Annotated in this window: 22 protein-coding genes and 1 pseudogene; 11 read left to right on the top strand and 12 right to left on the bottom strand. The window is 59.8% G+C overall.

Annotated elements, in window-relative coordinates; genetic code table 11:
- Nucleotides 1-132 precede the first annotated feature (132 nt).
- The gene (locus BLQ41_RS28115) at nt 133-618 is read right to left on the bottom strand and encodes a GNAT family N-acetyltransferase (protein WP_090187244.1); all 486 of its coding nucleotides are present in this window, start codon (nt 616-618) and stop codon (nt 133-135) included.
- Nucleotides 619-760: 142 nt separating this feature from the next.
- On the opposite strand from BLQ41_RS28115, the gene BLQ41_RS28110 reads away from it, so the two are divergent.
- The 4 genes from BLQ41_RS28110 (at nt 761) to BLQ41_RS28095 (ending at nt 3,367) form a co-directional block, all read left to right on the top strand.
- Nucleotides 761-1,186, top strand: coding sequence for a YybH family protein (locus tag BLQ41_RS28110; protein ID WP_090187241.1), 426 nt, complete (start codon nt 761-763; stop codon nt 1,184-1,186).
- A gap of 81 nt (nt 1,187-1,267) precedes the next feature.
- Nucleotides 1,268-1,612: a YciI family protein gene (locus BLQ41_RS28105; RefSeq protein WP_090187239.1), complete on the top strand. Its 345-nt coding sequence runs from the start codon at nt 1,268-1,270 to the stop codon at nt 1,610-1,612.
- A gap of 28 nt (nt 1,613-1,640) precedes the next feature.
- A complete protein-coding gene (locus BLQ41_RS28100; RefSeq protein ID WP_090187236.1) occupies nt 1,641-2,132 on the top strand; it encodes an SRPBCC family protein in 492 nt (163 codons plus the stop codon).
- On the top strand, nt 2,132-3,367 hold the full coding sequence (locus BLQ41_RS28095) for an RNA polymerase sigma factor (protein WP_090187233.1): 1,236 nt from the start codon (nt 2,132-2,134) through the stop codon (nt 3,365-3,367). Before BLQ41_RS28100 ends, BLQ41_RS28095 begins: the two co-directional genes overlap by 1 nt.
- A gap of 103 nt (nt 3,368-3,470) precedes the next feature.
- Here BLQ41_RS28095 and BLQ41_RS28090 read toward each other — a convergent pair whose 3' ends face one another.
- Nucleotides 3,471-4,325 (bottom strand): LysR family transcriptional regulator, encoded by an 855-nt coding sequence (locus BLQ41_RS28090; RefSeq protein WP_090187231.1) that lies wholly within the window; start codon nt 4,323-4,325, stop codon nt 3,471-3,473.
- A gap of 90 nt (nt 4,326-4,415) precedes the next feature.
- Here BLQ41_RS28090 and BLQ41_RS28085 point away from each other — a divergent pair, with 90 nt between their 5' ends.
- Nucleotides 4,416-4,862 carry a multidrug/biocide efflux PACE transporter gene (locus tag BLQ41_RS28085; protein ID WP_090187228.1) on the top strand — a complete coding sequence of 149 codons (447 nt, stop codon included), beginning with the start codon at nt 4,416-4,418 and terminating at the stop codon, nt 4,860-4,862.
- Here BLQ41_RS28085 and BLQ41_RS28080 read toward each other — a convergent pair.
- On the bottom strand, nt 4,840-5,751 hold the full coding sequence (locus BLQ41_RS28080; protein WP_090187226.1) for a LysR family transcriptional regulator: 912 nt from the start codon (nt 5,749-5,751) through the stop codon (nt 4,840-4,842). The genes BLQ41_RS28085 and BLQ41_RS28080 overlap by 23 nt on opposite strands.
- 113 nt (nt 5,752-5,864) lie before the next feature.
- Here BLQ41_RS28080 and BLQ41_RS28075 point away from each other — a divergent pair, with 113 nt between their 5' ends.
- Nucleotides 5,865-6,719, top strand: coding sequence for an NmrA family NAD(P)-binding protein (locus BLQ41_RS28075; protein WP_090187224.1), 855 nt, complete (start codon nt 5,865-5,867; stop codon nt 6,717-6,719).
- A gap of 21 nt (nt 6,720-6,740) precedes the next feature.
- A pseudogene (locus BLQ41_RS30595) lies at nt 6,741-6,857 on the top strand (LysR family transcriptional regulator); the annotation flags it as partial.
- Between the two features lie 170 nt (nt 6,858-7,027).
- On the opposite strand, the gene BLQ41_RS28065 reads toward BLQ41_RS30595, so the two are convergent.
- The 4 genes from BLQ41_RS28065 to BLQ41_RS28050 all read right to left on the bottom strand — a co-directional run bounded on the left by BLQ41_RS28065 (nt 7,028) and on the right by BLQ41_RS28050 (nt 11,711).
- A complete protein-coding gene (locus BLQ41_RS28065) occupies nt 7,028-7,750 on the bottom strand; it encodes a TylF/MycF/NovP-related O-methyltransferase (protein ID WP_007946102.1) in 723 nt (240 codons plus the stop codon).
- Nucleotides 7,747-8,613: a 2OG-Fe(II) oxygenase family protein gene (locus tag BLQ41_RS28060; RefSeq protein WP_090187219.1), complete on the bottom strand. Its 867-nt coding sequence runs from the start codon at nt 8,611-8,613 to the stop codon at nt 7,747-7,749. The genes BLQ41_RS28065 and BLQ41_RS28060 overlap by 4 nt, the downstream gene beginning before the upstream one ends.
- Before the next feature lie 259 nt (nt 8,614-8,872).
- On the bottom strand, nt 8,873-10,489 hold the full coding sequence (locus tag BLQ41_RS28055; protein WP_090187217.1) for an inorganic phosphate transporter: 1,617 nt from the start codon (nt 10,487-10,489) through the stop codon (nt 8,873-8,875).
- Nucleotides 10,490-10,688: 199 nt separating this feature from the next.
- Nucleotides 10,689-11,711 carry a transporter gene (locus BLQ41_RS28050; protein WP_090187214.1) on the bottom strand — a complete coding sequence of 341 codons (1,023 nt, stop codon included), beginning with the start codon at nt 11,709-11,711 and terminating at the stop codon, nt 10,689-10,691.
- Nucleotides 11,712-11,976: 265 nt separating this feature from the next.
- Here BLQ41_RS28050 and BLQ41_RS28045 point away from each other — a divergent pair, with 265 nt between their 5' ends.
- Both BLQ41_RS28045 and BLQ41_RS28040 read left to right on the top strand, forming a co-directional pair.
- Entirely contained in the window at nt 11,977-13,599 is a 1,623-nt protein-coding gene (locus BLQ41_RS28045; protein WP_090187212.1) for a methyl-accepting chemotaxis protein, read from the top strand.
- Nucleotides 13,600-13,710: 111 nt separating this feature from the next.
- Nucleotides 13,711-14,148, top strand: a complete 438-nt coding sequence (locus BLQ41_RS28040; protein WP_090187209.1) for a hypothetical protein — start codon at nt 13,711-13,713, stop codon at nt 14,146-14,148.
- Here BLQ41_RS28040 and BLQ41_RS28035 read toward each other — a convergent pair.
- The 3 genes from BLQ41_RS28035 to BLQ41_RS28025 form a co-directional block, all read right to left on the bottom strand.
- Entirely contained in the window at nt 14,145-15,323 is a 1,179-nt protein-coding gene (locus tag BLQ41_RS28035) for a GAF domain-containing sensor histidine kinase (RefSeq protein ID WP_090187206.1), read from the bottom strand. The genes BLQ41_RS28040 and BLQ41_RS28035 overlap by 4 nt on opposite strands.
- A 135-nt stretch (nt 15,324-15,458) precedes the next feature.
- Nucleotides 15,459-15,764 (bottom strand): PepSY domain-containing protein, encoded by a 306-nt coding sequence (locus BLQ41_RS28030; RefSeq protein ID WP_090187204.1) that lies wholly within the window; start codon nt 15,762-15,764, stop codon nt 15,459-15,461.
- 163 nt (nt 15,765-15,927) lie between these two features.
- Nucleotides 15,928-17,055, bottom strand: a complete 1,128-nt coding sequence (locus tag BLQ41_RS28025) for a glycerophosphodiester phosphodiesterase (protein WP_090187201.1) — start codon at nt 17,053-17,055, stop codon at nt 15,928-15,930.
- A gap of 236 nt (nt 17,056-17,291) precedes the next feature.
- Here BLQ41_RS28025 and BLQ41_RS28020 point away from each other — a divergent pair, with 236 nt between their 5' ends.
- The gene (locus BLQ41_RS28020; RefSeq protein WP_090187198.1) at nt 17,292-17,618 is read left to right on the top strand and encodes a DUF2025 family protein; all 327 of its coding nucleotides are present in this window, start codon (nt 17,292-17,294) and stop codon (nt 17,616-17,618) included.
- Between the two features lie 127 nt (nt 17,619-17,745).
- Here the strand turns inward: BLQ41_RS28020 and BLQ41_RS28015 are convergent, their stop codons facing one another.
- A complete protein-coding gene (locus BLQ41_RS28015) occupies nt 17,746-18,069 on the bottom strand; it encodes an antibiotic biosynthesis monooxygenase family protein (protein ID WP_090187195.1) in 324 nt (107 codons plus the stop codon).
- Entirely contained in the window at nt 18,066-18,773 is a 708-nt protein-coding gene (locus BLQ41_RS28010; protein WP_090187192.1) for a CTP synthase C-terminal region-related (seleno)protein, read from the bottom strand. Before BLQ41_RS28010 ends, BLQ41_RS28015 begins: the two co-directional genes overlap by 4 nt.
- 15 nt (nt 18,774-18,788) lie before the next feature.
- Between BLQ41_RS28010 and BLQ41_RS28005 the strand changes: the two genes are divergently transcribed.
- Nucleotides 18,789-19,730 carry a LysR family transcriptional regulator gene (locus BLQ41_RS28005; protein ID WP_090187189.1) on the top strand — a complete coding sequence of 314 codons (942 nt, stop codon included), beginning with the start codon at nt 18,789-18,791 and terminating at the stop codon, nt 19,728-19,730.
- Nucleotides 19,731-19,737: the final 7 nt, after the last annotated feature.

Genomic DNA, 19,737 nt, shown 5'->3' with positions numbered 1-19,737 from the left:
CCCCGTAGGAGCTGTCGAGTGAAACGAGGCTGCGATCTTTTGATCTTAAAAAATCAAGATCAAAAGATCGCAGCCTCGTTTCACTCGACAGCTCCTACGGGGGGCTTTGTGTCAGTAAAGGTTGTCGCTTCTTCAGAAAACCAGACTCATGCGCCGTTCATAGCCGATCCGGCCCTTGTACGCTTCGCCACTGTCGACCCAGCCGAATTTCACATAGAGCGCGATGGCCGCTTCGTTGTCTGCATCGACCGATAATTCCAGTGCTTTTATCTCTGGAAACGCCTGGCGCGCCACGTCGGGCAAGGCTTGCAGGCATGCCTTTCCATAGCCTTTGCCCTGGGCCCGCTGATCGACTTGCAAGGCATGCAGGGTGGCGCTGTGTTCGTCGGCCCATGCGGGCAGCACCGGCGGACGCTTGAGCAGCAGGAAGGCAACGGGTGTCTCCTCGGCCAGCAAGGCAAATCCCTTAACCCCGGGGCCGGGTTTGGACAGCAGCGAGTGCAGGGCACCGTGGATGTCGCCCGAGAACCTGATTTGTTCTTTGTGAACTTCGATGGCCTCGATCTGCTGGCGCTGAAGCGCGTTCAGGCTTTCATAAGGCACGAGTCGGGTTGTCACTGGAGTGTCCTTTTTCCATCACAAAATAGGTCTCGGATTCTAGCGAGTTTGCGTTCGTGGATTATTTTTATTTCAACGGTCGATTTGGCGTCAGGCCAGACGACTAAGGGTGTCTTCATTCTAAAAACCACGGAGAACCACCATGAACGCTACCCACGAAATCGAGGCCCTGATCGAAAACTATCGTCAGGCCGTCATCGCCAAGGACATCGACAAGCTCATGCCCCTGTACGCCGAGGACATCGTCTCCTACGACGCGGTCAAGGCCCTGCAGTTTCGGGGTAAAGCTGCCTATCGCGCGCACTGGGAGGAGTGCATGGAAATGTGCCAGGGCGCGCATAAGTTTGATTTTGACCACATGAACGTCGTGGCGGACGAGCACATCGCCTTCGCCCATTGGCTGGCCCATTGCGGCGGCACCAATGAAAAGGGTGAAACCCAGGCCTGCTGGATGCGCGTCACCGCCTGCTACCGCCGCGACGCCGGGCAATGGCGCATTGTCCACGAACATTGGTCGGCCCCGTTCGACATGACGAGCGGCACCGTACTGTTCAACCTTGAACCCTGATCGTCGGGTTGTTTATCGGGAAGCCGCGCGAAAACACCCATCTGCGGCCATAGTTGATCAGTTCGATCCGGGAGAGTCCAAATGAAGTATCTGTGCCTGGTCTACAGCAACGAACAGACGTTGCACTCCTTGCCCGACAGCCCCGAGGACGCCGAGTGCCTGGCCTACGCCGAGTCAATCCAGGGCAGTGGCCGGATGATCGCGGCCGAGGCGCTGGAATCGGTGCAGACCGCGACCACCGTGCGTATGCGCAACGGCAAGCTGTCGATCACCGACGGTCCGTTCGCCGAAACCAAGGAGCAATTGGCCGGCTTTTACCTGATCGATGCCAAGGACCTCAATGAAGCGATCCAGGTCGCCGGCAACATTCCGGCGGCCCGGGTTGGCAGTGTCGAGGTGCGTCCCGTTCGACAGTTGAATCCCTGAATAACAATCAAAAGAACCAGGAGAGCCCATGAGTCTGCAAACCGTTGACCGCAAACCTGCCCCGTATGAGTTGTCCATCAGCCGACTGATTGACGCGCCGCGCCGCAAGATCTTTCGCGCATGGACTGAGCCCGCCTTGCTCGCCCAGTGGTGGGGACCGCACGGAATGACCACGCCCGAATGCGAAATGGACCTGTGGGTCGGCGGCCAGTTTCGCACCCTGATGCGCGCCCCGGATGGGGCCGAGTACCCGACCATGGGCGTGTTCCTGGAAATCGTCGCGCCTGAGCGGCTGGTGTTCACCGATGCGTTTATTCCCGGCTGGATTCCGTCGGGCAAGCCGTTCATGTCGGCAGAGGTAACGCTTGAAGATCGGGGTGGCCAAACCCTCTACACCGCCCGCGCCATGCATTGGTCCGATGAAGATCGCCAGGCTCACGAGGCCATGGGTTTTCATGATGGTTGGGGGCAAAGCCTTGATCGACTGGTGACGTTGGTGACTGACGGCATGCCGGACTGATGCCTGACATTTCGGTCACGGCTCGGGTTGAGCAGGTCTACCGCGAAGACTCGCGGCGAATTCTGGCGACCCTGATCCGTTTGCTCGGCGATTTCGACCTCGCTGAAGAGGCTATGCACGAGGCCTTTTTTGTCGCGGTCGAGCGCTGGCAGCGCGATGGTGTGCCGGACAATCCGCGCGCGTGGCTGGTATCGACCGGGCGCTTCAAAGGTATTGATGTGTTGCGTCGGCGCGCGCGGTTTGCCGCCTCGAAACCGCTGTTGATCGCTCAACTGGAGGCGCTGGAACAGGCCGACTGGAGTGATGAAGACGTGGAAGATGATCGCTTGCGGCTGATCTTCACCTGTTGCCACCCGGCATTGGCGGCAGACGCCCAGGTGCCGCTGACCCTGCGCGAAGTCTGCGACCTGACCACGGAAGAAATCGCCCGGGCCTTTCTCTCGGCCCCGGCGACCATCGCCCAGCGCATCGTGCGGGCGAAAGCGAAGATCCGTGACGCGAAAATCCCTTATCAAGTGCCCACGCTGGCGGAATTACCCGAGCGCCTGGACAGTGTGCTGCGGGTGATTTACCTGGTGTTCAACGAAGGCTACTCGGCATCGGTCGGCGCTGAAGTGACGCGAGAAGAGCTGACGCGCGAGGCGATTCGGCTCGGGCGTCTGTTGCTGCAATTGCTCCCGGAATCGGAGGTGATGGGGCTGCTGGCCTTGATGCTGCTGCACGCGTCGCGACGTCGGGCCCGGACATCGGCAGACGGTGAGTTGATTGTGCTGGATGAACAGGATCGCTCGTTGTGGGATGCCCAAATGATTGCCGAAGGCTGCGCGCTGGTGGAAGCGGCGCTGAGCACCGGGCGCTTCGGGCCTTATTGCCTGCAAGCGGCGATTGCGGCGGTGCACGCCGAGGCGCCCACGGCGGGGGAGACTGACTGGCAGCAAATTGTCGGCTTGTATGACGTGCTGTTGGCGGCGGTGCCTTCGCCGGTCATTGAGTTGAACCGCGCGGCAGCGATCTCCAGGCGCGACGGCCCGCAGGCGGGGCTGGTGTTGGTCAAGGGAATTCTGGATCGGGGCGATTTGCAGGACTACCACTTGGCGCATTCGGCGCGGGCGGATTTTTGCCGGCAATTGGGGCGGGTCGAGGAGGCGCGGGCGGCTTATGAGCGGGCGCTGGAATTGACGCAGCAGATGCCGGAGCGGCGGTTTATCGAGGCCCGGATCAGGGCTTTGAAATGACGAGATCACAAGATCGCAGCCTCGTTTCACTCGACAGCTCCTACAAGGGATCGCATTTCAATGTAGGAGCTGTCGAGTGAAACGAGGCTGCGATCTTGTGATCTTATTCCAGCATCTTGCCCAGCAACCAACTCCCCGCCGGCCCCGGCGGATGCAACCGCGACCACAGCGCATCGACAAACACCGGTTTCGGCCAGCCGCGCACGTTCAACTCCTGCAACGTCCCAGGGCCAAACCGCTCCACGAGCCAGCGCGGCAGGGGCGCCCAGCCAAATCCACCCTGGGCCATTTCCAACAGCATCAGGTAACTCGGCGCTGACCAGACACGTCCCTTCGCACGGCTTTCATACGGATTGACGATGGTTGCCAGCCGTAACTCCCGGTGCTGTTGCAACACGTCCTGATCAATGCCGCTCAGCATCGCCAGCGGATGCTCTGGGGAGACAAACAGTGCAATTTCGGTCTTTTCCTCAACCGTCGAGCTGACCAGGTCCGGCGGGTAACTGTCCTGTTTCTCCGCAAAGGCGACATGCGCCCGACCGCGTTGCACCAGCGCCACCAGGTCATCGCATTCAGCGATCAGGCATTCAAGCTCCAGGTCCGGATAACGCTGGTCGAACGCGCTGAGCGCCGCTTCGAACCGGTCGGACTGATAGGTGTCGGAAATCGCCACCGTCAGTTTCGGCTCAACCCCTTGCGAGAGTTGGCTGGCGGTCATTTCCAGGCGGCTGGTAGCGGCCAGGATTTCCTCGGCCCGCTGCAGCATCACGTGCCCGGCCGGCGTCAGGCCGGGTTTGCGACTGCTGCGGTCGAAGAGGGTCAGGTTCAGATCGATTTCAAGACTGGCCACCGCTGCGCTGATGGTCGACTGACTGCGGCCCAGCTTGCGCGCCGCCGCCGAGAACGAGCCTTGCGTCGCCGCTTGCACAAACGCCTGCAACACTTCTTGAGACGCCATGAACTATCGCCTTGATCGATGGTTATTGGTTATGAAGTATCGGTGCGGGGGCGGATCATGGCAACCACAGTCACTCAGGGAGTCCTGATCATGAACGTCAATAAATCCATCACCGAACGTATCTTGCAGGCCATCGGTTTCGAAGTGCTGGCCATCCTGATCTGTACGCCATTGCTGGCGTGGATCATGGATAAACCGATGCTTGAGATGGGCGTTGTCACCGTGGTCATTGCGGCATTGGCGTTGGCATGGAACGTGGTTTTCAACGGCCTGTTCGATCGCGTGCTCAAGCGCTTCGAGATCGCTCATACCGCGTGGGTGCGAGTCGTCCATGCGCTGCTGTTTGAAGGTGGACTTGTTGCAGTCGGGGTGCCGTTGATTGCCTGGTGGCTCAACGTCAGCCTGTGGCAGGCGTTCCTGCTGGACATCGGCGTGCTGCTGTTTTTCCTGCCCTACACCTACGTGTATCACTGGGTGTATGACGTGGTGCGGGAGCGCATGGTGACTGGCCGGGCTACGTTGCGCAAAGCTCACTGACAAACTCGAGAAACGCCCGCACCTTGGCCGCCGGCAAGTGCCGTGAAGGGTACAAGGCATACAGCGGGAAACGCTCATCGGGCCAGTCGGGAAACAACTCGACCAGACGGCCCGCCTTCAACGCCGGCGCCATCCCCAGGTCCAGCACCTGGGCGATGGCCTGGCCACTTTCACAAACGCTGTGTAGCGTGCCGACATCATTGACCAGCAAGCGGCAATGCGGCTGTACATGCAACACCGGCCGTCCCGGTCGATGGAATTCCCAGCCGAACGGGCGAGCGGTTTGCGGATCGCGGAACTGCATGCACACGTGCCGCTCGTCTTCCATGTCCGATGGCGTCAACGGCCGCCCATGTTTTTTCAGATAGGCCGGCGAGGCGACGGTCAGTACCCGCACCTCCAACAATTGGCGCGCGACCAGCGAGGAGGACGCCGGATGCCCAAACCGCACGGCCAGATCAAAACCGTCGGCCACCATGTCGCCCAATTGATCGCGGGTTTGCAGTTCCAGGTACAGCTCGGGATAGCGCTGCATGAACTGGCCGAGCGCCGGGCCGAGAATCAGTCGGGAAAAGTACGGGTCCATGTTGACTCGCAGGCGCCCCCGGACTTGGGTGGCGCTGCTGGACGCCGAGTTCGCCGCTTCTTCGAGATTGGCCAGCAGCGGCGCGATCTCGCCGTAGAAACGCCGGCCCTCATCGGTCAGGGTGACGGTGCGAGTGGTGCGGTCGAACAGGCGAATGCCCAAGCGTTTTTCCAGCCGGGCGATGGCGCGGCTCACGCCCGATGGCGTCAGTTCCAAGGCCTCGGCGGCGCGCACGAAGCTGCCACCATCGACCACCGCGCTGAATACGCCCATACCGCTGGCAAGACTGGCATCGAAGCTCATTGATGATTCTTAGTCACGTGTTCAATGACATTGATGCTATCGGAGAATCTCGCCATTGCGCGGAAAATTCTCCCCATCGCGACAGTCGTCGTTTTCTGGCAGGAGAGCAGTTCATGTACGCAGTGATGGGCATTACCGGGCAGGTAGGTGGCGAAGTCGCCCGAACCTTGTTGGCTGCCGGCCGTGCAGCACGCGCCGTGGTGCGCAACGCCGACAAAGGCGCGGAGTGGGCGCAGCGTGGTTGTGAAGTGGCGTTGGCCGATGTCGATGACTGGCAGGCCATGGCCCAGGCCTTTACCGGCGTGGACGGTGTATTTGTGATGATGCCGTCGAACTTCGACCCGTCCCCCGGTTTTCCGGAAACCCGGCAGTGGGTGGAAAACATCCGTCAGGCACTGGCAGCCGCACGCCCCGGTCACGTGGTGTGCCTGTCGACCATTGGTGCCCAGGCCTCTCAGCCGAACTTGCTCAACCAGTTGCAACTGCTGGAGCAGGCGTTAAACACGCTGGAACTTCCCGTCACTTTCCTGCGCCCGGCGTGGTTCATGGAAAACGCTCAGTGGGACGTCGAGCACGCGATGGGCTCGGGGATGATTCCGAGTTTCCTGCAACCGCTGGATAAACCGGTGCCGATGATCGCCACCGCCGACGTCGGTCGGGTGGCCGCCGAGCTGTTGCAGGAATCATGGCAGGGCAAACGCGTCGTTGAACTCGAAGGCCCGCAACGCATTACTCCGCTGCAATTGGGTGCCGGTTTCAGCGAACTGTTGGGCAAACCGGTGCGGATGCAAAGCGTGCCGCGCGAGACCTGGCAGGCGTTGTTCGAGCATCAGGGCATGCGCAATCCATTGCCGCGGATACAGATGATTGATGGCTTCAATGAAGGCTGGATCGAGTTCGAAGGCGAGTCGCGCAAGGGCAGGGTGGAACTGCTGACAGTGTTGAAGCGACTTGTTTCCCGGCGCTAAAAAAACGGGCTGATGATCAGCCCGTTTTTTCATGGCGCGGCACCCCATCTGGAACTTGAAATCAGCACCACGGATCGCCGTGTCGATGCGCTGCGCGAAGGCTTTGATTGCGTGTTGCAGGTGAGGGCATTCATGGACTGGCTGGCGAACCTTATCCAGTCCACAACCCAAGGCACCGCAGATAAACTTGTGGGAGCGGGCTTGCCCGCGATGAGGCCATAACATTCAACATCATCATTGAATGTAAGATTGCCATCGCGGGCAAGCCCGCTCCCACAGTGGGTGCATTTCAGGTCAGGACTTTTGTGTCAGACGTGGAAGTAGCCTACGCAGCTATCAAACGGCAAACGCTTGAGCTCGATCTTGTTCAGGTCCAGCACTTCGCGCAGGGCTTTGGTTTCGCCCGGGAAGTTGCGGTAAGCCACTTCGTCCAGCACCACGATCGCGCCTTTTGGCATGTATGGCAGGAAAGTTTCCAGCGCGACCTTGGTCGATTCGTACAGGTCGGTGTCGAGGATCAGCATGGCCACGACCAGGTCCGGGCGGGTCTTGACCCATTCCGGAACGGTTTTGACGATGTCGCCTTTGACCAGCTCGCAACGCGGGATGCGGTTGACCGGGCGCAGCAGGTCGTTGGCGTCGATCATGTCCTGGATCAGCGACTGGTCGGTGTCGGAGAACATGGTCTCGTTGACGTCCGCCGGGTCTTCTTTCTTGTCGATGCTCTGGAAGCCTTCGAACGTGTCGAAGCCAATGATCGAGCGGTTGATCGCGTACGGTTCGAGAATCATCGACAAGTGCATGTACAGCATCAGCGAGTTGCCCTTGTACACGCCGCACTCAATGATCGCGCCCGGTACTTCAGCGACTTTCTTGAACAGCTCCATGCGCGACAGCGCAGCGGTGACGCCGATGCGGTTGGCAAAGACGAACGGCGCGTCGGCCACGTACTCGGCATCGACCCGTTTCAGAACGTTGGCACGGGTTTCGTTGTACTGGGCCTCTGCGGGCGTGATGCGACGCTTGGTCATTGCTGGATTCCTTGGAAATTCGAAAAGTCGTGGGCGTGGAAATAGTCTTTGAAACCGGCACCGACATCAGGGCAGGCGCTGTCGACGTTGATCGCGCCGCGCTTGTGCTTGAGGTCGTCGAGGTGCATCAGGCGGAAATCCACGCTGAAGCGGGTTTGTTCGGTGTGGTTGGCGACCGTGCCATGCAGGTGCGAGCCTGAGAAAATCAGCATCTCACCAGTGTTGCCGGCAATGCGCACTTCGGACGCGGTGTTGATGTCTTCCAGCGGCACCGGGTGCACGCGGACTTCCTCCTTGAGGTTGTCCTTGGCCTTGTGGCGCTGGTTGTTGATCCAGTCGTTGAGGCTCCATTGGCTGGAGGTGTTCTTCACTGGCACGTCGAAGTAACCGGCGTTGATCATCATGGTCTGGTCGGGGCGAATGGTGTGCACCGGCATCCAGGTGTTGATCTGGCAATCGACGCTGCCGTACCACGTGTCGCGATGCGGTTTGTAGGCATAGCTGACACCGGCGTGCAGGTAGTCATAGTTGGGCACCACGCGAATGCGCGGCACGTCGAAAATGTATTCGCGCGGATCGACGCCGATCTCGTCGATAAACGCCAGGATCAGGTCCTTGGCACGCTGGCTGTTGGTGAACTGGCCTTTGAGGCGCGTCACCAGGACCACGAATTCTTCCACCGGCATCAGCGTGTGCAGCGCCTGGTGATTGGTCTCGCCGTCGAAAGCGGCGGTGATGCTTTCCTGAGCGAACGCACACAACTCTTTGGCCGCGCGCAGCTGGGTGTTCAGGAAGATGTCGCCGGCGTAGATGGCTTCTTTGAAGTCAGCTTTTTGCTGAAGCTGATTGATGTACAGATTCACGATTCCACTCCTGAATGCATCGAGTCTCTTAAGAGTCGGCCACACGTTAGCAAACTGAAGTGCAATCAGGCGGGCGGTGGATCAATAAAAGCGCAATCCCCTGAATTTACGACGAAATGACGCCTAAATCAGGACTGCCCCCTGTAGGAGCTGTCGAGTAAAACGAGGCTGCGATCTTTTGATTTTGATTTTTTAAGAACAAGATCAAAAGATCGCAGCCTCGTTTCTCTCGACAGCTCCTACGGAGGTGGGGGCGGTGTTAGAAGATCTGCGTGAACAACCAATACAGACTGCCCGACAACACAATCGCCGCCGGCAAGGTCAGCACCCAGGCCATCAGCAGGTTGCGGATGGTCTTCATCTGCAAGCCGCCACCGTTGGCGACCATGGTCCCGGCCACGCCTGAAGACAGCACATGGGTGGTCGACACCGGCAATCCGAACATGTCCGCCGCGCCGATGGTCAGCATCGCCACGGTTTCCGCCGAGGCGCCCTGAGCGTAGGTCAGGTGGGTCTTGCCGATCTTCTCGCCGACCGTCACCACGATGCGCTTCCAGCCGACCATGGTGCCCAGTCCCAGCGCAATCGCCACGGCGATCTTCACCCACAGCGGAATGAAGCGCGTCGAGTTGTCGATCTGTTGTTTGAACAGTTGCAGTTTGCCGCTGGTGTCGGCGTCGAAGTTGCCGACCTTGTTCTTGTCCATCAGGCGAATGGTTTCGCTGGTCAGGTACATGTCGTTACGCACGTTGCCCACGGCCTCTGCCGGTACTTTGGACAGCGAGCCATACCCCTTGACCTGTGCGCCGATGCTGCCCGTGAGGGCGGCGAGGGCCGGGACCAGTTGTGGCGTGGCTTCCTTGCTGCGCACGTATTCCGATAGCACCGGACGCGGATCGGCCGGGGGCGGCAGCGGGGTGTTTTTCACCAGTGCTTGCTGGGTGACTTCGGCGACGGCGGCGAACTGCAGCGCCTGGTCGGCGGGCATGGTGCGGTTCAACGCATAAGCCATCGGCAACGTGCCGACCAGAATCAACATGATCAGCCCCATGCCTTTCTGGCCGTCGTTTGAGCCGTGAGCGAACGAAACGCCGGTGCAGGTCACAATCAACATGCCGCGAATCCACCACGGTGGCGGCGTGTTGCCGACCGGTGCCTTGTACAGCGCGCGGTTTTTGACAAACGCACGCAGGGCCAGCAGCAACAGTGCGGCAAAGCCGAAACCGACCAGCGGCGACAACAGCAACGCGTAACCGATCTTGGTCGCCTGCGCCCAGTCCACGCCGCTGGTTCCGTCATGGCCGTGCATCAGGGCATTGGCGACGCCGACGCCGATGATCGAACCGATCAAGGTGTGCGACGAGGAGGCCGGCAAGCCCAGCCACCAGGTGCCGAGGTTCCACAGGATCGCCGCGATCAACAGGGCGAAGATCATCGCGAAACCGGCGGAAGAACCGACTTGCAGAATCAGCTCCACGGGCAACAGCGCGATGATGCCGAACGCCACCGCGCCACTCGAAAGCAGCACCCCCAGGAAGTTGAAAAAACCGGACCAGGCCACCGCCAGATTGGGTGGCATCGAATTGGTGTAAATCACCGTGGCGACGGCGTTGGCGGTGTCGTGGAAACCGTTGACGAACTCAAAGCCCAGGGCGATCAGGAGCGCTACACCCAACAGCAGAAACGGTGTCCAGGTGGTGACCACCGTGCCGAGTTCGCGCATGTCGTGCATCAGGCTGTAAGCGGTGAACAACAGTCCACTGGCCAACACTCCGAAAAAAATCACGAGGGTCAGCAGGCTGGGCTTTTTGTCGAATTGCGGCTTGGCGCTTCTTGCGGCCGCTTTCGTCTGGGCAGTGAGGGACGGCGTAGCCATGACGGACAGTCCTGGGGAGGGAAGGAGTGTCGCCCATGATCGTTGCTGAATGTTACAGAGGAGTTGCGTTAGGTCAGGTTTTGGTTTTTTAAGGGCAGAATCAACAGATCGCAGCCTCGTTTCACTCGACAGCTCCTACAGGGTTACGCATTCCAAATGTAGGAGCTGTCGAGTGAAACGAGGCTGCGATCTTTTAATCTCAATAATCCTGACGCTTGCGAAACGCCCAGCGCCCGGCGATCAGGGTAAACGTCGCCACCAGCGCCACCAGAATCCAGAACCCCTCAGGATCTCCCGCCAGTGGCACTCCGCCCACGTTCATCCCGAAGAAACCGGCAATGATGTTGATCGGCAGCGCCAGCACCGTGACCACCGTCAGGGTGAACAGCGTGCGGTTGCTTTGTTCATTGAGGTTGGCCGCAATCTCTTCCTGCAACAACTTGATCCGCTCGCCCAGCGCCGTGAGGTCGTTGATGATCAGCGCAAACTCCTCGGTGGACTTGCGCAGCTCCTTCACGTCCTCTTTCTGCAACCACTGCGGCGGCCGGTTGAGCAGGCGCAACAACGACCCCGGTTCCAGCGCCAACAACCGCTGCAAACGCACCAGCACCCGGCGATTGGCGCCCAGCTCGGCGCGGTTGGTCGACAAGCGCGAGGACAACAACTCATCTTCAATCTGATCGACGCTGAGGCTGGTCTTGCGCACGATCTGGGTCAGCACTTCACCCTGATCGCGCAGCAAATGCACCAGCAACTCCAGCGGCGAGCGAAAGCGCTCGCCGGCTTTCACCGAAGAACGCAGTTTGTCCACCGAGTGCAACGGTTGCAGGCGTGCACTGATGATCAACCGACTGCGGGCGCAGACCCACAGTGTCGAGACGTCCGACGACACCATGCTTGAGAGGTTGAATACCACGTCGTTGACCACCGCCAGCAACGCCGAATCGACATGTTCGATGCGCGTCGAGCGCGAGCCTTCATGCAGCGCTTCGAAAAACTCGTCCGGCAGTTCCAGGTGGCTTTTCATCCAGCGCTCGCAAGCGGCGTGCGCCAGGTTGAGGTGCAGCCAGAGGAATTCGTCGCTGTCGTCCGGTTGTTGCAAGCATTGCAGCGCCTTGGCCGAATCGATCTCGCGACCGCGTTCGCCCGGGCGAAAACTGAAACCGTAGAGCAGACCGAACAGGTCCGTGTCGCGATGGGTTTGGTCGATGCTGTGGTTCATGAGGGCTCGCAAGGGGAGGCGCCTGCCGCGGGTTTTACAGGTTCACTTGGGCCGCATCATCGCAAGGCTCGATGACATTTTTGTGACACAAAAATAGCGGCAAACGATTGCGTAACCGGTGGTCGGAATTGCCTCAAGAACCGCTCTGGTACGCCGATCACAACGTAAGCATCCATGGCCACGAGCCAACGTTGCAGACAGGGATGTCCGAAGACCTTTCACGCTTTGTTTCAGCGTGTTCCACCCCTGTCATGAGTATCACTCGATGCTGCAAAAATCCCTGAGAGCACAAATTCTCGCCCTGTTGAGCGGTAGTCTGTTGGCGATGTTGTTGATCGCTTTGGCCTGCTTCCATTTCCTGTCCAACGGTGTTCAGAGCTACGCGAATCTGATTGAAGGGCCGCTGCATACCTCGCAATTGATCGATGAGGCCAACCTGCAATTCAAGGTGCAGGTCCAGGAATGGAAAAACGTCCTGCTGCGCGGCAAGCAACCGGCGGATCTGGACAAATACTGGAAGCAATTCGAAGACCGCCAACGTGATGTGCAGGGCATCCTTGGCGAACTGGCCGGGCAGAAGGGCATCGACTCGCAACTCAAGACTCGTATCGAACGCCTGCGTGACGAACACCGTTCGTTGGGCGCCGCCTACCAGAAGGGCCGTGATGCCTACGTGGCGGCGGGTGCCGACCCAGTCGCTGGCGATACGGCGGTCAAAGGTGTCGACCGCGCAACCAGCGATCAGATGAGCGAACTGGTCAGTGAATTGCGCAAGCAGGGTGCCGAGCAATCGAAGCTGATCAGTGCCGGCGCCGATCGCACGGTGTTGCTGGGAATCATCGTGATGCTCGCCTCGGGTTTGCTGATTGGCCTGTTGAGCCTGTGGCTGGTCAACCGCAACCTGGTTGAACCGATTCGCAAGCTGATCGAATACGTCGCGCAACTCAGCCAGGGCAAATTTGCCGATCGCGTGGCCAGCACCCGTCAGGATGAGCTGGGCAAGTTGGCGACAGCCGCCAACACCCTGCGCGATTTCCTCGCCGAAACCTTCAGCCGCTTGCAGCGCAGCACCAAGGATCTGGACAGCGCCAGCGGTGAACTGAACGCCATCGCCAGCCTCATGGCGAGCGGCACCAACGATCAGTTCAACCGTACCGATCAGGTAGCCACGGCGATGAACGAAATGTCCGCCACCGCCCAGGAAGTCGCCCGTCATGCCGCCGATGCGGCACGTGCTGCCGACGATGCCGACCAGTCCGCCCAGCAAGGCGGAAAAGTCATGCAGGGCACCATTCACACCATCACCCGGATGCGTGGCGAAATCGCCAATACCGCCACGGTCATTCGCCAACTGGAAACCGACAGCGGGCGGATCGGCAAGGTGCTGGAAGTGATTCGTGGCATCGCCGAGCAAACCAACCTGCTGGCGCTCAACGCGGCGATCGAAGCGGCACGTGCCGGTGAAGCCGGGCGTGGTTTTGCGGTGGTCGCCGATGAAGTGCGCAGCCTGGCCCAGCGCACGGCGGCATCGATCATCGAGATCAATCAGATCATTCAGACCGTACAAACCGGCGCAGTCGATGCGGCCCAGGCCATTGAAAGCGGGCAGTCACGCAGTGAAGAAAGCGTCGAGCAAGTGACCCAGGCCGGCGCCATGCTGGAGCGAATCACCCATGCCGTGGAAGCCATTCGCGACATGAACCGCCAGATCGCCACCGCCGCCGAAGAGCAAACCTCGGTGGCCGAAGACATCTCACGCAACCTCACCGAAATCACCAGCATCGCCAGCACCAACCTGGACAGCGTGCGGCGCACTGAAGCCGCCAGCCACAATCTGCACGGCTTGTCGGGGCAGTTGAATGAAGTGACATCGCGACTGAGCGCCTAACGGCAATGGCTGTGTACCGGTTTGCTTACCGAGTCGGTACACAGTCGATCTCAAGTCCGCTAAACGGATGTCGATGACGGGATTACCAAGAACCCTTATTGGATCAATCCCATGGTCAGCATCAGCTCCGTCTCGATCAATCAAACCCTCTCCACGCCCACCAGCAAAACCACGATCAGTGACAAGACTGAGGACACTTCCGCCGCGGCAACCGGCACCACGTCTGCCGATACCACCAAGGTGTCTGCCGGTGGCGCGGCCGCGTCAAGTGGCAGCGGCTCCAGCAGCAGCGAAGAATCCGATTCGGTGAAAGCCCTGCGCAAGCAGATTGCCAAGCTGCAAAAGCAATTGCAGGAGGAACAGCAGCAACTCAAAGCCGCCCAGGCCAAGCAGGAAAGTGCTGACGCCAAAGCGGCCGACGTGGCGGCGGCTCAGTCGCAGATAGCGACCACTTCGGGTTCATTGCAGACAGCGACGGCGTCGCTATTGCAGGCCTTGCAGGAATCCAATTCCAGTACATCGGGTTCATTGGTCAGTACGACCGCTTAAGTCCGTATTGGCAGACTGAAGGTAAAGGTCGTGCCCTGTTGCGCGGTCGATACCACACCCAGTTCCCCACCATGGGCCTTTGCAATCTGACTGGCGATGTACAACCCCAACCCGAGGCCGGTCTGCGGTGTTCCACTGGCCGGTCGCGAGTAGGGGCGGAACAGATGCGGCAGCGCGTCGCTGGCAATCTGCCCCTGATTTTTCACGCTCAGCACGAACTGCCCAGCCTGGATCTGCGCGCTGACGTCAACTTCACCGTGGGGATCACCGTGGGCGACCGCATTCGCCACCAGATTGGAGAGCAGTTGTTCGACCCGTTCGCGATCGCATGCAATGCCGTTCAGGTCGCCAATGGATGCGCGCAGCGTGCGATTGGGGTGGATGCTCTGAATTTCAGAAATCACGTGCCGCAGCGCATTTTCCAGATCCGGACACCGCTCGATGTTCACCGGGATGCCCTGACCCAAGGCGCCGCGGGCGAAATCCAGGACATCATCGACCAGCTGGGTCGCACGTCGGGCGCTGGTGAGGATGTGTCGAGCGCGTTGCTGATTCGCTGGATCGGGGAGTTTGCGCAGGAGCATTTCGGCACCAGCGCTGATGGCGAACAAAGGGTTGCGCAGGTCATGGCCGAGTACGGCGATGAACTGTTCGCGCAGCGCCGCGGTTTCGCGTTCCTGTAGCAGGGCTGCTTCGGTTTTTTGCAGTTTTTCTTCGGCCTCGATCTGCAGCGCGAGCATCCGGGCGAAGGACTCCATGGTGCTCTGGATCGTGCTGGATTTGAGTGGGGCAGGATTAGGGTCGAGGGCGCAGATGGTGCCGAAAAAGCGACCGTCGGTACGGTAGATCGGGACGGAAATGTAGCTTTCGAATTGATAGAGGCGAGGCGTGTGGTGATCGCGGTAGAGCGGATCTTCACTGGCGTTGTCGATGACCACCGAGAGGTGAGACTGGCGAATTTCATGGCACAGGGTCGTGACCACCTCTAGCTCGCCGCCGACCTGCAGACCGAAGTCCAGTTGATCGAGTACGGCACACGCGATCCACGAGTCTTCGGTGACCCGCGCCACTGCCGCGAAGCGTAGCCCCGTCAATTCACGAATCACCTGAAGAATCGCTGGTACTGCGCTGATCCGACCGATGGTAGCAATGTCTGCTGCCGCTGGTTGCCCCATATCAATCTTCTCTGAGTGAACACCGTGGTCGGATTCTAACGGGCTGGCGCCGCATTGGCGCGCTCTTATTGTGTGAATCCGACATGCAAAAAAAGCCGCACGATCCGAAGATCGTGCGGCTTTGTTTTGTGTGCATCAGGTGTCTTGTTTGTTGCTCAGGACTTTGCCGGTGGCGGCGTCGAAGTCCACGTCGAATTCTTTGCCGTCAGCGGTTTTCAGTTCCACTTCGTACTCGTAGCCATTGAAGTGGTTGTCCAGATCGGTGTCGGTGATGGTCGCACCCGGGTGCAGTTTCAGCGCGGCCTGGTTCATGTCTTCCAGTGGCTTGATCTTGCCGTTCTTGACCAGTTCAGGGATCTGGTCGACGCGGACATCTGCATGGGCCAAGCCAGCGGTGAATGTCAGGGCCGCGGCAGTGAACAGGGCAGTCAGGGTTTTCATGAAGTTCTTTCCTTGGGTGATCCGTTTAAGTGGGATCAGGCTAACCAAGGCAACTTAATTCACCCTTAATTCCTCCGGTATTGCCTCCGAGCCGATTCCCACAGGGCCACATGGACCCTGTGGGAGCGTGGCTTGCCCGCGATGGGCGCACCTCGGTTCTGGATCAGTACCCGTTGTTCTGCAACAACTGCGCAACAGTCCCCGCCGCCGGACGTTTGTAAAACTTCAGCAGTTCACTGGCGCGGTTGGTGAAGATGCCATCGACACCGGCGTCCATGACTTTCTGGTAATCAACGGCATCGTCGATGGTGTAGACGTGCACCAACAGACCCTGATCGTGGGTGTATTGGTTCATCCACGGTTGCACCAGGTCGGAGTAGCTCTGATCGCCACCCTTGGTCAGCGCGGCAGAAGGGCCGGTGCCGATTGCGCCCTGGGCCTTGGCGTAATCGATCCATTGCTGGAACTCTGCTTTGTCCTTCGGTTGTTGCTTGGCGTAGTAGGTCGCTTTGTCCTTGTCGCCGGACTCGGCAAACGTCACCTTGGATTTTGGCTCGATACTGCCTTCGCCGACCCACAGCAACAGGATCTTGGGCACTTGCGGCATTTCTTTTTGCAGCAGTTCCAGGCTGCTCTTCTCAAAGGTTTGCAGCACGACCTTGCCTTTGCCCTGGCCGACGGCCAACTCGCTTTTGGCCAGTTTCGACCCCGCCGAACTCAACCAGCCACGGTCTTGGAGTTTTTCCTTGAGGTCACGCTCGATGCCGGGAAATTGCTTGGGCTCCTTGGTCTCGATGTACAGACCTGGCTTGTGCAGCGGATTGCCCTGGGCGATGTCGATGATTTCGTCGAGGGTCAGAATCTTCAGGCCGGCGTAGGAGGGACGGGCACGATCAGGGTAGGCGGCGTTGAACCAGCTGCCGGCATCCAGGGTTTTCAGTTCGGCGATGGTGAACGCATTGGCCGGGCTGTCCTTGCGCTCCGGGAATTTGCTCGCGACATCAGTGGTGCGTTGCAGGTTGTTGTCGTGCAGGGCAAACAGCACGCCGTCCTTGCTGCGTTGCAGGTCCATTTCCAGGTAGTCGGCACCCAGGTCACGGGCCAGTTTGTAGGACGCGGCGGTGGATTCCGGTGCATCGAACGACGCGCCGCGATGGGCAATGACGGCCGGGTGAGGGATGCCCATACGGGTCGCCAGCGCAGTCGGGCCTGGCTCGCTGGCGGCCTGTGCCTGGCCGAGGCCGAGCAACACACTCAGCAGCAGGGCGCTTTTAGTGAAGGTAACAGGCATGGTCGAGATCCTTTCGCGATGAATTTTCAAAGACGTACCTTTTAACAACTGAGCGCCGCTTACGCTATCGCCAGACCGACATAAACGTGTTTAAAGCAGATTTTTCCAGCGCTTTTGTGCGGTTCTTTGCAGTACCCTTGGCGTCGGCAGTTTCCCCGGCAGAGGGAAATCCGAGTGCTTGCCTTGCGTGTAAACCATCGATCACCGGTCGTTAACGACCTTTTTGTGAGGTTTATATGCGCATTACTTCCGAACTCATCTGTCAGGCCGCCGACCAACTCAAAGGCTTCGTCGGCCTCAATCGCAAGACCGGCCAGTACATTGTGCGTTTCAGCGAAGATTCCTTCGGGATGGACGTCGCCGATGACGGCATCATTCCTGTCAGCGAGTTTGTCTGGGCACCGGGACCGGAGCAGGCCATGACCCTCAAGCGTGAGCTGATCCAGTTATTGCTGGACCAGAATATCGATGACCGGATCAACATCACCGAGCCGTTGCGGGTGTACATTAGTCGGCGGGAAGTGCCGGAGATTGCGGCGGTGCGGAGTCTGGTGCGGGGCTGATGTTTTTGTGTTGAGTGTTCGGCCGCCATCGCAGGCAAGCCAGCTCCCACAGGGGTTATGTGTCGTTCACAAAACCAATGTGGGAGCTGGCTTGCCAGCGATGGCGGCCAGAAGGGCAGCGCAACTTTTAAAGCTGAAAGCGATAATCGCGCTCAACCTTGCACACCCGCGTATGACACGCCGAGTACCACGTCGAGCGCCCACGCTCGCGAATCTCGCTGTGCTCGGGATGATGCTTCCAAGCCAGGATCGCCGCTTCACTGGCCCAGTAGGACACCGTAATCCCCAAGCCATCCTCGCCCCGAGCCGATTCCACACCCAGAAACCCCGGTTGCTGACGAGCCAGTTCCACCATGCGCTCGGCAGCCTCGGCGTAACCTTGGTCACCCTCGGTGCGCAGTGAGGTAAAAATCACCGCGTAATAAGGCGTTGCCGGTGTCGGGGCGATCATGATTTCTGTCTCGCGCAGGCTTCGATCAACGCGCGCACCAGCGGCGGTTGCGTGCCCTTGAGCGCCGCGCGTTCAGGCTGGAACAGCGTGGCGACGAAAAACGGATGACCGTGGAGTTCCACCGCCCGCAAGTCACCGGCTGAATCATGGCCAACGGCGCGCAGCTTTTGGGTCAATAACTCACGCTCGAACTGCGGATTAACCCCGTAGCGGCAGTGATATCCCTCGCTGATCTCAGCGTTTTCGTACGCCTTGGCGATCAACGAGCCTTCAACCAGATGAATGCTGTCCACGGCCTCAACCAGTGAGCAGGTCAATGGCGTGAGCAACGCGCGCGCTGCGTCGGGGTGGGTTTCGCCGTGTTCGGCGTCTTTCCAGCCCAACACGTTTCGGGCGAACTCAAGCACCGCATGTTGAAAACCGCCGCAGGTGCCGAGGAACGGGCGCTGCTGTTCACGGGCAAAACGGATCGCTCGCAGAGCGCCATCCATGTCGCGATACGGGCTACCGGGCACGCACCAGAAACCGTCAAAGTGTTGTAAAGGGGTGTCGGCGTTGATGTGATCGGTGGCCAGCCACTGAAATTGCACATCCAGATTCAGCTGTTCGGCCGTCATGCCGAGCGCCACGGGAATGGCTTGATGGGCGGTGACCTGTGGGTCGTAGTCACCGATCAGGGCAATGCGGATTGCGGTGGTTTCCATGAGTGATCTCTGCGCTTGTTGATTCCTGGTACCCACTATAGATTGGCGTTCACGCATTCAATATTGGCGTTAACCCAAGTGATCAATGCAGCGACGCACTATCGGCTCGACTACCCAGACCTGGCGCTGATCCTCGCCTTGGTGCGCGGCGGCTCTCTGGCCCGGGCCTCGGCGTTGTTGAAGGTCGACGTGTCGACGGTGTTCCGCGCCGTTCGCCGACTGGAAGCCGCGTTGGGCCAGCAACTGTTCGAAAAAAGCCGTGCCGGATACCTGCCGACCACGTTGGCGCAATCCCTGGCCGAGCAAGCGGAACGCGCCGAACAAGCGCTGGACGCGGCGCGCATTGGCGTGGAGCAGGGCGGTGAAGTCATCAGCGGCACCGTGCGCCTGACCTGCACCGATTCGGTTCTGCAAGGTTTGCTGTTGCCGGCGCTGGCGCAGTTCATGCCGTCCTACCCGGCGCTGACCCTCGAACTGAGTACTTCCAACGACTTCGCCAACCTCAGCCGGCGCGATGCCGACATTGCCTTGCGCCTGACCCGCACGCCGCCCGAGCATCTGGTCGGTCGACGTCTGGCGGATATTTCCTACCGGGTTTGCGCCAGCGCGGCGTATCTGAGATCGGTCGATGCGCACGACCTGGCTGCGCTGACCTGGATCGCGCCGGATGACTTTCTGCCCGACCATCCCACCGTGGCGTGGCGGCGTCAGCAGTTCCCCGGCGTGACGCCCGGTTATCGCTGCAACAGCATGCTGTCGGTGACCGAACTGGTGCGCGCCGGACTGGGGGTCGCGGCGTTACCGGACTTTTTGATCGGTGACCAGCTGCAACCACTGACCGGCCCTTTGCACGGATACGACACCGCGCTCTGGTTGCTGACCCGTCCGGATTGCCGAGCGTTGCGCTCGGTGGTGACGTTGTTTGATGAATTGGGGCGGGCGCTTCGATTGCCTTGACCAGTTG

The sequence above is a fragment of the Pseudomonas arsenicoxydans genome (assembly GCF_900103875.1).
In the GTDB taxonomy this organism is placed as follows: Bacteria; Pseudomonadota; Gammaproteobacteria; order Pseudomonadales; family Pseudomonadaceae; genus Aquipseudomonas; species Aquipseudomonas arsenicoxydans.
The sequence above is the reverse complement of the archived record's forward strand: the minus strand, read 5'-3'. Positions and strand labels throughout refer to the sequence as shown.